This is a genomic window from Cupriavidus taiwanensis, from assembly GCF_900250075.1.
Taxonomy (GTDB): Bacteria; Pseudomonadota; Gammaproteobacteria; order Burkholderiales; family Burkholderiaceae; genus Cupriavidus; species Cupriavidus taiwanensis_C.
Genome location: NZ_LT977071.1, coordinates 1,024,194 through 1,035,951, shown reverse-complemented (window position 1 = coordinate 1,035,951; position 11,758 = coordinate 1,024,194). Strand labels below are relative to the sequence as shown.

At 65.1% G+C, this 11,758-nt stretch carries 9 protein-coding genes; 5 read left to right on the top strand and 4 right to left on the bottom strand.

Annotation, left to right across the window (positions count from 1 at the left end):
- The first annotated feature begins 18 nt into the window (after nucleotides 1–18).
- On the top strand, nucleotides 19–792 hold the full coding sequence (locus CBM2588_RS21105; protein WP_115682319.1) for a 4'-phosphopantetheinyl transferase family protein: 774 nt from the start codon (nucleotides 19–21) through the stop codon (nucleotides 790–792).
- A gap of 252 nt (nucleotides 793–1,044) precedes the next feature.
- Nucleotides 1,045–1,539, top strand: a complete 495-nt coding sequence (locus CBM2588_RS21100) for a DNA-binding response regulator (protein ID WP_115682318.1) — start codon at nucleotides 1,045–1,047, stop codon at nucleotides 1,537–1,539.
- A gap of 17 nt (nucleotides 1,540–1,556) precedes the next feature.
- Here the strand turns inward: CBM2588_RS21100 and CBM2588_RS21095 are convergent, their stop codons facing one another.
- Both CBM2588_RS21095 and CBM2588_RS21090 read right to left on the bottom strand, forming a co-directional pair.
- The gene (locus CBM2588_RS21095; protein WP_231942225.1) at nucleotides 1,557–2,714 is read right to left on the bottom strand and encodes a CBASS cGAMP-activated phospholipase; all 1,158 of its coding nucleotides are present in this window, start codon (nucleotides 2,712–2,714) and stop codon (nucleotides 1,557–1,559) included.
- Nucleotides 2,715–2,827: 113 nt separating this feature from the next.
- Entirely contained in the window at nucleotides 2,828–4,033 is a 1,206-nt protein-coding gene (locus CBM2588_RS21090; RefSeq protein WP_115682316.1) for an MFS transporter, read from the bottom strand.
- A gap of 199 nt (nucleotides 4,034–4,232) precedes the next feature.
- Here CBM2588_RS21090 and CBM2588_RS21085 point away from each other — a divergent pair, with 199 nt between their 5' ends.
- From CBM2588_RS21085 to CBM2588_RS21075, 3 genes are all read left to right on the top strand, one after another.
- Nucleotides 4,233–5,186, top strand: coding sequence for a GlxA family transcriptional regulator (locus CBM2588_RS21085; protein WP_115682315.1), 954 nt, complete (start codon nucleotides 4,233–4,235; stop codon nucleotides 5,184–5,186).
- Between the two features lie 252 nt (nucleotides 5,187–5,438).
- Complete coding sequence (locus tag CBM2588_RS21080) at nucleotides 5,439–7,082, top strand: mechanosensitive ion channel family protein (protein WP_231942224.1); 1,644 nt, start codon at nucleotides 5,439–5,441, stop codon at nucleotides 7,080–7,082.
- A 111-nt stretch (nucleotides 7,083–7,193) separates the two neighbouring features.
- Nucleotides 7,194–8,900 carry a diguanylate cyclase gene (locus tag CBM2588_RS21075; protein ID WP_115682314.1) on the top strand — a complete coding sequence of 569 codons (1,707 nt, stop codon included), beginning with the start codon at nucleotides 7,194–7,196 and terminating at the stop codon, nucleotides 8,898–8,900.
- 77 nt (nucleotides 8,901–8,977) lie between these two features.
- Here CBM2588_RS21075 and CBM2588_RS21070 read toward each other — a convergent pair whose 3' ends face one another.
- Both CBM2588_RS21070 and CBM2588_RS21065 read right to left on the bottom strand, forming a co-directional pair.
- Complete coding sequence (locus tag CBM2588_RS21070) at nucleotides 8,978–11,104, bottom strand: phospholipase effector Tle1 domain-containing protein (protein WP_115682313.1); 2,127 nt, start codon at nucleotides 11,102–11,104, stop codon at nucleotides 8,978–8,980.
- Nucleotides 11,101–11,727, bottom strand: a complete 627-nt coding sequence (locus CBM2588_RS21065) for a DUF3304 domain-containing protein (RefSeq protein WP_081610667.1) — start codon at nucleotides 11,725–11,727, stop codon at nucleotides 11,101–11,103. The genes CBM2588_RS21070 and CBM2588_RS21065 overlap by 4 nt, the downstream gene beginning before the upstream one ends.
- Nucleotides 11,728–11,758 lie beyond the last annotated feature (31 nt).

Sequence of the window (11,758 nt, the reverse complement as noted above, 5' to 3'; positions counted from 1 at the left end):
CAGCGGAGATGGCACGGCATGCAGCATGACGGCGTTGCCGCACGGGGCGCGGTGGATACCGCGCCGTTCGTGCTGCCGCAACCGGAGCGCCTGGCGTTGCCGGACGGCGCGGTACAGGTATGGCGGCTGGATGACGCGCAGGTCAACCCGGCATGCGCGCGCCTGGCCCATACGCTTGCGCCGGACGAGCGCGCGCGCGCCCTGGCCTACCGGCACGCCAGGCACTGCAATGGCTATGTCGCCCGGCGCGGGCTGCTGCGCTGGCTGGTCGGCGGCTACCTGCACTGCCAGCCCGAAGCGCTGCGCCTGACCGTGTCGCCATTCGGCCAGCCGGTGTTGCAATGGCCGCAGGCCGGGCTGGCCTTCAGCATGTCCCACACCGACGGCCTGGCGCTGCTGGCCTTCGCGCGGGATTGCCGCCTTGGCGTGGACGTGGAGCGGCGTGCCGGCGGCGTGAACGTAGCGGCCGTCCCGGGATTTGGACGCGGCATATTTTCCGCGCAGGAAGCGCAGGTCCTGGCGCGTGCCCCGCCCGCTGCGGCCGACGCGCTGCTGGGCATCTGGACGCGCAAGGAAGCGCTGCTGAAAGCGCTCGGCACCGGCCTCTCGGCCGATCCCACCGCGTACACCACGGAAGACGACTGGCGGCGCGGCGCGGGCCATTGGCGGGCTTCGCGAGATGGCATAGCCATGTCCGGCTGGACCTGCCTGGACCTGGATGCCGGTGCCGGGTTCAGGGCGGCGCTGGCCGTATCGCTGCCGGAAGCAAGCGTCACGTGGTTCCGTTGCTGACCGGTCCCGCGGCTCGGCAAGGGACTGGCCACGTAACACGTTACGTGACACGTAACGCCCGCCGGCCTGATGCCAGCCATGCGCGCGGGCCGGCCCGCATGGGCCGCCCTGCCGCAAACCCGCGGCCAGCGTGGGTCGTGGCGCTGACCGGGCGCGCGGGCCCGGCCCCTGCCGGAGTTGGCATCCCCTTTGCTGATTCCGGTGAAATGCGTTGGCCACCAGGCCAATGCCGGATACCAACCGGAGCAAGGAATGAGCTGGACTAACCGTGGAGCGCCGGCCCCGGCGCAGGTGCTGGAATGCGGCGGCGAGGCGCATGCCGTGGTCATCGACGACATGCCGATGTACCGGCACGGCATCGCGCGCCTGCTCGGCGAGATGCCGGGCATTGGCCGGGTGGAACCGGTGGAGACCGAGGCCCTGGCGGCGCGCAACCCGCGCTTGCCGGCGCCGGCGCTGCTGGTGTTCGGCATGCCGCCGGAGCTGGCCGAAGGCTGGAACCAGCTGCGGCTGGCCAGCCTGGTGCTGCGTCCGCGGCGCCTGCTGCTGATCTCGGACAATATGTGGCTGCGCCTGCCGCCCGGCCTGGACGCGCGCTTTGCCCGCGCCCTGTGCCGCTCGGCATCGCTGGCAACGATCGAACGTGACGTGCGCGCGCTGCTGGACCTGCCGCTCGCCGCGCCGGCCCGGCCCGGGCCGGACGCCATGCCGACCGGAGTCCGGCGTCCCTTCCACGCGTTCGCGTAAGACGCGGCTATCCGGGCCTATCGCGCCGGCGAGATCCTGTGCACCTGGGCCGTGGCTCCGGCGCTGCGGCGCGCGAACGTGCCTGCGTTCTCGTTCTCGCCGTAATAGAAGGTCGGGGCGGGAGCGAGATGCCTCAGGAACGGCTGGAACTCGCGGCTGCCGATGCAGATCTTGGACCGCTCCGAGGCCGCGCCAAGCAGCACCTCCCGCGCCGCTTGGTCAGCCCTGTCCATGCCCACCGCGCGTGCGCGCTGGTCGGTCAGGTCATCGTCGACCAGCACATAGCGCCCCGGCAGCAGGTGCGACAGCATGAAATCGCTCAGCGCTTCCTGGACCGATATCGACAGGCCGAACAATCGCCGGGGCATGTTGGCGGGATTGATGCCGCCCCAGTCATAGGTGCCGCCCTCGCGATTGCGGCGCGGGTTCACGGTGAACTTCGACGACATTGTTCCTATCGCCATGACGTGTACATCGGCGAGCGAGCGCAGCAGGGAATACTGCGCCTCGTGCACGGCCAGCAGGCCCGGCGCATTGGCGTAAAGGCCGCCATCGACGAACTGGTTGTGGTTGAAGGTGTAGCGCGCGAAGTAGGCCGGCGCGGCACTGGTCGCCATCGCGATATCCGCGATGCGGAACTTGTGGTCGCGCTTGAAATTGACGTGGTGCGGCGTCTTGAAAATCTGCGGCCGCCCGGTGGAGTAATTGATCGCGGGAATGACGACCCGGTGCGCGCAGGCGCCGAGCAGGCGCTCGCCGAACAGATGCTCGGCACACAGCAGTTCCAGCAGCCGGCGCGAGCCGAACGGCGCGCGCCAGATGCCGGCAAGCGACCAGCGCCGCTGGAAAATCTGCTCGCCGTGCCGCGTCAGCAGGTCCACGATGCGGCTTGCCGGCAGCTCCAGCGCCAGGGCCAGCGCAATGACGCCGCCGATCGAGGTCCCGGCAATCAGGTCGAAGCGGGTCGCGATCGGCGCTCCGATTTCCTCCTCGAAGTCGGCAAGCAGCCTGGCCGTGTACAGCCCGCGAAAGCCGCCGCCCGAGAGCGCGAGAATCTGAAACCGGTCCGGAGCCGACTCGTCCAAGGATTCTCCCCTGCTGCCGTATGAACTGTCGTCGCACGGCCGGAGACCCACGTCTGGTCCTCGTGGCAATGCCGCCCGCCTCAATGCCATGCGCATCCATACTAGGCGACGGCTGCATGTTTTTACAGAAGCGCCGCGGGCGAAGCAGCCCGATCATGCAGGCAATTAGACGGCATTTCATTCTGATTTGCACGACGGCACTGTCATGCGCCAGAGCCCCCGCGACCGTCCGCTGCCAGCGCAGGCATTGACGCGTGGGCAGCAGCGGGTCGTTGCGTACGGCGATGCGCGGCCACGGTAAAGACGAATGCCAGTGCAATGAGCAAGGCCGCGACCACGCCAAGGTACTGCGCGTCGGTAGTCCGGAGCACGAGCCCGCCAAGCACCCCCGAGCACGCAAGGCCAAGGTACGTGGCGGTATTGTTCAGCGCGAGCAGCAGCGGCGCCACCTGCGGCGACAGTTCCACCAGCCGATGCTGTTGCGGCACGATGAGCCCCCATCCGCACAGCCCCCAGACCACCAGCGCGATAACCGCACTGAGCGGATGCGCGGAGGTCCATGGCAGCGCGCAGAAATTAACAATGGCCACCCACAGCATCGCGCTGACGATATGGCGACTCTCGAACCGGTCCACCAGGCGGCCGGCCAGCAGATTGCCCACCGTGGCGGCGATGCCCCACAGCAGCAACATGCCCGCGAGCATGCGGCCATCGCCACGCGTCACCGGTTGCAGGACCACGCCAGCATACGTATAGACCATCAGGAAGCCGCCGAACGCGAACAGCGAGGTCATCAAGGTCAGCGCGACGCGCATGTCGCGCAACGGGGCCAGCCGCTCACGCAGCCGGACCGGTGCAGGCGGCGCGATGGATGGCAGCAGCGCCCAGACACCGATCATCGCCGCGACGCCCAGCGCAGTGACGAACCACAGTGTCGTCCTCCAGCCTCCGAAGCCACCGATCAGCGTGCCGATCGGCGAACCCAACGCGGTGGCTCCGGTCAGGCCGGCCGTCACGGCGGCCAGCGCGCGCCCGCGCTTGCGCGGATCGGCAAGTACCGAAGCCACGCCCAACGCGGTCGGCGCGAACAGCGCTGCGCCGAATCCGGCCAGGGCGCGGCTCAGCAGCACCCATTGCATGTCCGTGGCGAGCGCGCTGACGGCGTTGCCGACCACAAAGATGCCGAGCGCCGCCACCAGCAGCAGCTTGCGCGGCAAGCCGCCAGCCACTGCCGCCATCACGGGCGCGGCCACCGCGTAGGTCAACGCGTAAAACGTCACCATCAGGCCGGCGGTGCTGACCGAGGTATGCAGGGACGCCGCCACGCTTGGAAGAATGCCGGCGATGACGAAGTTGTCGGTGCCCAATGCGAACATGCCCAGGGCCAGTATCAGTAGTCGACGGTCCATACAGAAAACCCGCTGCGAAATGCGGTGAAGGTTGGGTCTGAGTTGGCGCTTGCGCCGTGAAATTGCTGTGCAGTTACCGCCACGGCCGGCCAGTGGGAGGACTGCCAGTCGATCATAGCCAACGTTGACCGCGTCTCAAATGTCATATATACGGTCAATTCAGGACATCAATTCAGGGCACCTCTGCCGGGGACATTCCATGCACACGATCGGCTTTGTCGTCTTTCCGAACTTCTATGTGATGGGTCTGGCGGCAATCACCGCGTTCGAGCTGGCCAACGTCGTACTGGAAGAACAGGCCTATGGGGTGACGGTCCTGTCCGAGGACGGCGGACTGGTGATGTCGTCGGCAGGCATCCGCGTTGAAACAGAGCCTTTCGGCAACACCACCTTCGATACGGTGATGTTCGGTTCCGGCGTCGAGATCGACCTGGTATCCACCGCGCTGACAGCTTTCGTCAGGCAGGCCCTGGAGACCTCGAGACGGATCGCCGCGCCTTGCACGGGCGCCTTCATCCTGGCGCACGCCGGCGTGCTGGATGGTCGGCGGGCAACCACGCATTGGCGCTTCGCGCACGACCTGCAGCGGCACTTTCCGCGGGTCACGGTCGAGGAAGACCAGATTTTCATCGTGGACGGCCCGATCTGGACTTCCGCAGGGATGACCGCGACCATCGACATGGCGCTGGCCATGATTGAAAAGGACCACGGCGCCGAAGTCTCGCGCGCGGTAGCGCGCAAGCTGGTGATCTACCACCGGCGCGCCGGCGGACAATCGCAGTTCTCCACCTTGCTCGATCTCGATCCGAAATCCGACCGGATCCAGAAGGCTATCGATTACGCCAGCACCAACCTGCGCAACGCATTGACCGTCGATGAACTCGCCGGCATTGCAGGGCTGAGCCCGCGCCAGTTCAGTCGGGCGTTCAGCGCGGAGACCGGGCAGTCGCCGGCCAAGGCCATCGAGCTTCTACGCGTGGAGGCCGCCAGGCTGATGCTGGAGAAGGGCCGGCTCTCGCTGGACGTGATCGCGAAAGAAGTGGGATTTGTCGATCGGGAGAGGATGCGCCGCGCATTCCTTCGTACGACCGGTCAGCCACCTCAGGCGGTCCGCCGCATCGGCAGGGAAACGCGCGGGCTGGCACCTGCTTGAACGCAACAGCGCCCGTGCAGAATGGCTGCGCATGGAAGCTCTCGCGCCGTGCACGGACAGTTCGACCGCCAGACAGGTGATTCACGCGTCGCAGTGGAACACGCCGATTTTTCTAAGCTCGCCGCCCAAAAAGTTTCACTTCCGCTGCAAATCGCAAGCTGTAACCATGCACCCAACTCTGTCCCCGGCCCGCACGGATGGGGAACGCGCGCGGCGGTGGCACCGCCGTTTCCCAAATCACGCGAGCGACGGATGACCATGGTGTTCTTGCTGACGCGGCGGCTTCCCGTGCTGGCCATCCTGCTGTGGCTTGGCATCGGCGCGGTCCGGGCCGCGCCGGATCCCGCCGCCGAAGCGGCGGCCGTGCCGGTCGAAGTCCGCCTGATGAATCGCCCGATCATGGTGCTGCGCGCCACGCTGGCCGGTGTCACGCCTGAAGTGCGCGCGCGGCGCGCGCTCGACCGCTTCGAAGCCATGACCCCGTCGGACCTGCGCCAGCCCGTGCGCACCAGCCCTGGCGAGCTTGCCGGCCAGCGCGGCGAAGCCATCTATATCGGCGAGCGGCTGCTGCTGGCCGTGGTCGAAGGCGACCTCGATCCCGAGGACAAGGCCGCCTCGCTCGAGACCCTGGTCCGGCAGACCGTCGACAATGTCGGCCAGGCCGTCGCCGCGCGCCGACAGCAACAACATTGGCCTACGCTGATTCGCGGCGCCTTGCGCACGGGCGGCGCGCTGGCGGTCGCGGTCTTGCTGGTCTGGGGGTTGACCAGGACCCGGCGCTTGCTGGGGCGCGTGGTGGACGCCTCGCTGCAGCGGCACCTGAAGGCGCGCACCGCCAACGGCTTCGACTGGACCGCCGCGCTCTACCAGCTGACCGACCGCATCGTGCGCATCCTGGCGGTGGCGCTGTTCGCGCTGGTCGCCTTTGTCTGGCTGGAATTCTCGCTGCTGCAGTTTCCGCTGACGCATCCGCTCGGCGACCGCATGGGCGCCTACCTGTGGCGGCTGCTGGAAGGCATCGGCAACGCCGTGGTCGGCGCCATCCCGGGCCTGCTGGTGGTCGCCATCATCCTCTTCATCACGCGTGGCGTTCAGGCCGTGGTCTCGAGCGTGTTCGCGGCCACCGAACGCGGCAACCTCACGGTGCCCGGCCTGCATCCGGAGACGGTGCCGGCGACGCGCCGCCTGGCCATGGTGCTGGTGTGGGCGCTCGGCTTCACCTTTGCCTACCCCTACATTCCGGGGTCGCAGAGCGACGTGTTCAAGGGCGTGTCCGTGCTGCTCGGCTTCATGCTGACGCTGGGCTCGGCCAATGTCGTGAACCAGCTGATGAGCGGCATGGTGCTGGTGTATGCGCGCGCGCTGCGCGTGGGCGACATGGTCAGCATCGGCGATACCGTGGGATGGGTCGAGAACCTGGGTCCGCTGTCGGTCAGGCTGGTCAACCTGCGCCGGGAGCAGGTCACGCTGCCGAACGCCGTGGTGGTCGGCAGCGCCGTGCACAACTATTCGCGCTCCGGCGACGTCCACCAGGGCAGCGCGGCCCTGCTGTCATCGGCGGTGACGATCGGCTATGACACGCCCTGGCGCCAGGTCCATGCGATGCTGCTCAATGCCGCGCGCCAGGTGCCCGGGCTGGACCCGGCCACCGCACCCTTTGTGCTACAGCGCGGACTGTCGGACTTCTACGTGGAATATGAATTGTTCTTCGCCATCGAAGACCCGCGCCGCCGCTTCTTCGCCCTGTCCACGCTGCATGCCGCGATCCAGGACGAGTTCAATCGCCACAACGTGCAGATCATGTCGCCGCATTTCGTGCTGCAACCGAAGGAGCCGGTGACGGTGCCGGCCGAACAATGGCATGCGCCCCCCGCGCAGCAGCGCAGCGACGGCTGAATCGCCTGCGCACTGCGGTCGGATGCTGATGCCAGCGTCCGCGCGGCCGCGGCAAAAGCCGATGCTGGCCACGCCGCGGTGGACAAGGCTGCGGCTCGGGGCCACGCCATCATGACCCGACCCATCCCGACGCTCCATCGGTTGTCCGCGCGGGCCTGGCAACGGCTTGCCAGCCGGCCGCATCGCTTCGTCGTGGTGTCGTTCTCGCTGTCCGTCATGCTGCTCGTGCTGCTGCTGTGGCGCGGGCTTCAGCTGTCGCAAGGCCGCGAGATCGAAACGCTGCGGCATATGCAGGCGGTGCGCGCGCAGAGCATGGATGCGCTGCTGCAACGCGAGGCCGAACGTCTGCTCAGCGTGAGGAATTTCGCGGAACACCTGCTGCAGATCCAGGCTACCGCGCCGGCCAGGCCGGATGCAGACCTGCGCGCCGCGCTGGCGCGTCGCGACGAGCCGGTGTGGCCGGTGCCCGCGCACGACGCAGCGGCGGTCTACGGCGTCGGCGCCGCGGCGCTGCGCGGGCTGGAGGGCTTCGACCGGAACGACGCGCGGCTGGGGGCCGACGTGATCGTGGCGCGCTCGCTCAGCCATCTGCTGAGCGCGGCGCCACAGGGATCCGGGATACGGCGGCGCATCGCCTATGTCTCGCGCAACGGCGTGCTGACGGCGTATCCCTCGATTCCGCCACAAGAGGTCTCGTCCGCCGTGCACCGCCTTGCCGCTGCCCCCTATTTCCTTGACAGCCTGCCCGCGCGCAATCCCGGCCGACGGATGCAATGGCGCATCGCCCAGGCCACGGCCGAGCGCGACCAGGTCTCTCTTTTCCTGAGCGTGCCGGTCTATGCCGGTGGGGATCTCCGGGGCGTGGCCATCCTCGAGCTGCCCCAGCGCAGTCTCGATGACCAGCTCGGCACCGCCCCCTTCCACCAAGCCAGCAGCTACCTGGTCGATCGGGAAGGCAGGCTGGTCGGCGCCAGCACGCGCAATGTGCGCGCCGGCGAAACCATGCAGACAGCGCTGTCGGGGCCATGGCCGGCCGCGACACTGAACACGGTCTTCCATGCGGATTCGGGCCTGGTGAGCGGCGGCAACGGCGGTGGCAACGACCTGATGTTCCGCCGGCTGGGCAATGGCGGCCTGGCGCTGGTCGACGAGATTCCGGTGAACCAGCTGTGGCGGGCCAGTGCCGCACGGCTGAGCGGCGTGGTTGGCGCGGGCGCGGCCGCGCTGGGCATTCTGCTGTGTGCCACGCTGGCGGTGGTCCACAGCCTGTTCCGGCACTACCTGGCGCGCGGCGAGGCGCTGCGCACCCTGGCGGAAACCGACGCGCTGACCGGCCTGGCCAACCGCCGTGTCTTCGCCGCGCGGTTCGAGGCGGAATCGGCGCGCTGCGCGGCGGAGCAGCGGCCGATCGCCGTGGTCATGCTGGACATCGACCACTTCAAGTCCATCAACGATCGCTGGGGACATGCCAGCGGTGACGTGGTGCTGCGCGGGGTAGCGGATGCGTTGCGCGGCGGCGTGCGCCAGGACGACCTGCCCGCGCGGCTTGGCGGCGAGGAATTCGCGGTATTGCTGCCGGGCACCGGCGTCGATGATGCCGCCGCGGTGGCCGAGCACCTGCGACAGCGACTGGAAGGCCTGCGCTGCGAGCCGGCGCCCGACGCGGGCAGTACCGAACCCATCCGCTTTACCGCCTCGTTTGGCGTGGCCGGGGCCGCGCCCGGGGATCGTGCCAACCTCGATGCGCTGCTGATGGCTGCCGACCGGCGCTTGTATGAAGCCAAGGCCAACGGCCGCAACCAGGTGGTGGCGCGGTAGCGGGCAGCGTGTGCGAATCGCCAGACTTAAAGAGAGCTTGCGGTCGAGACGCTGGGCCGAGACATTACGAGATCCTCCTAACTGTCGAAAACCCTACGATAACGTCCGTGACCTTTGGGCTCGCGGCGCGTCGCTGTTCCCATTACTGCAAGTACCGCTTCCGTACTCATTCCCGCGATTGCCCGAAGATCCGCTGCATCAGCATCCGTCATCAGGGGAACGCCACCTGGGGTCTTTTTATTTTCTTCGAGAACGCGCCGTTCAAAGGCATTCAATTCATAAGCCAACGCTCTACGGCGCATATTGTTGGCGTACCCTGGATTGCCCGACTTCTCCGCGCTCTCCATCAATTTGTCATACATCGCCTTCTTCTTCCTGACCTCAGCGATGAATATTGCTCTGTCGTCCTTGGTAATCGGACCGAGGAGCCAGAACCCCCCATGTGAATCGTGCACGAACTTGTCGAAGAACTCACTCACCGCGGCAGGGACCCTGGACGCCGCGTTCACTTCCGCCACTATCTGTCGTTGCACAGCGTCCGCTGGCGGCGGTAGGTCAACATAACCGATTCTGGGATTGAAAACCCTTCGCGGCTTGCTTGCCTCCTGGGCGCGTGCGACATCCTTGCGCCAGTCCAACTCCGATTCCCACAGATCCGTCTTGTCCTGGGCGCTGGAATTTCGATAGCTGGACAGACCTTTGAACTTTGAATCAGGAGATACCTGCGCACGCCAACGCCAATAGAGTTGCATGTGATATTGCATGCGGTTCTCGCATGGAGGACCATTTCCAGCGCTTACGCTTTCCTTCTCGACGAATCTGGTCCAGTCGCAATATGCATTGAATGCATTGTCCAGCTCTGGAGCGATATCGAAGTCCACACGCGCTTCAGGCAACATCTTGTCTTTAGGCAACAACTTGACGCCTGCATTGCGCGCTTCAAAGTACATGTCATTCAAGGCTATCTGCGACAGCAGTGCCGATCTACCACTGACTGACTTGCCCTGATCTCCTGGCCCATATCCACCCCCCAGGTCCGAGTGGGCGCCAGGATAGATGAACTCTTTTGTGTTGGATGGGTAGGCCCTGGCACCGATGCGCGCGGTGGACAGTGGAAAGGATTGTCGGATTTCGTGAGCCGCCACGTAGTGGACAACCTTGCCAACATTCTCGATATCCATAGTGCCGTCAGCCCAGTCCATCAAGCCCTTGGCAATAGGCATTGAATCGGCCACCCCAACCGAGGCGACGGTGTCAAAAATCCCCAGGAAACGGAGATCGAGCGTGGCGTTGCCGACCTTCATGCCGGTTGCCTTGCGAATCCATTGGCAGAACGTACGGGCTTCTGCTGCGCCGCGTGAAAAGCCAAAAACCGAAAGACGGACGGCGGTGATTCTTGGGCGCTTTCCTTCGATTGCTTTTAGCAAGCGATTTTGAAGACCGCCGAAAATACCGATCATTTTCCCATCGCCCAAGCGCCAGCTCGTGCGAAGGCCATGCATTGCACTTGTCGTGAGCGTAAGCATCTCCTGCTCATCGAGCAAGTCATCGTCTGTCACGGAGCGATGCAGTGCATTGAAGACCTGTAACATCGCCCAATGGATGCGCGCCTCTCCGCCGCTGGCAAAAGCTTTGCCCCCGCCAGATTCCGAATTCTCACCGATCTGAGGGAATTTTGTTCCGACGCCAGGCATATAGTAACGAAATCCCTCCACACGATCATTAAGGTGAACATTGTGGAGGGCTACGATATTGGAGTGGCTGTTCGTAGGCATATCTCGCACCATGTTGTTATTAGTGCCATCAAAAAAAAGACCAACGTGAATTTCCCGCGTACAGCTTAGAATGCCTTCATTGACGGCGGCGGTGCCCACACGTTGGCAAAACTCGCGCGGCGTGGGAGCACGCGTTGCCCGTGGCCCTGCGATCGGCAGCAAAGGCCGAAACGTTGCACCACCCGGTGGTTCATTCCACCAATCGGTGGTCGCTGCAGGGGTAAGCCGACGAAAATGTGGTGACCATACCGAAGGCCTGCCATTCCCATTCAATCCAGATGAATCGAGCCATAACAGAGTTTGATGACCGCTACTCTGGACCAGGCATTCGGCTGTCAACGTTGTCGCGGTCTTAAAGTATCCACACCGCACATCACGCGTCGTGGCATTGAAATCAAGTTCATACCAGCCGGGCTGAAAAGCGCTCATTGTCGCTCCTTCGGGTATAGGGGCATCTGCTCCGGGGGAAGTGATGGCGAATCGTCAGGACTAACCTGCAGCGCACGGTGTGCCTCCCGAGATCGGGCACGAGCTTCGGCCTCGCTTGCCGCACCACGCCACGGTTCGAAATGAAAGTCCGGTGGCATTACCGGATAATCTGGCCCGGGATAGTCGGGATGGCCTGCCCCCTTGCTTGAGATGATGATCCTGACTTTCCCGTTCGGTAGAAAATGGACGTTAACGTTGCCGGGCTTGTCGTACTTTTCGATTGAAACGATCGCTTCGTGCCATTTACCTACTGCCGCGTCCCCGGTCGCATTCGGATCCGAACTCGAGGTCGTCCAGCGTACCGTTGCAGTCAGTCCTTCATGCCACTTCCTTGGGTAGGTCACACAACAAACAAAGCCTCCCCCACCGCCATAGGCGAAGGAATTGCCTCCCCACGCGTCGTTGACGTAGAACTGATGGATATAGTCGGGCGTATGATTGTAAGCAGTGATACTTGAAGCAGCCATATCATCCGCCCGCCCTTCACTCTTGCTGCATGCCGCAATCATCATGGTCAGCGCTGCCAGGATAACCGTCATCAATGTCGTGCGCTTCAGCTTCATACCATTTCCGTCCTTCACCGTTTTGTCTTAT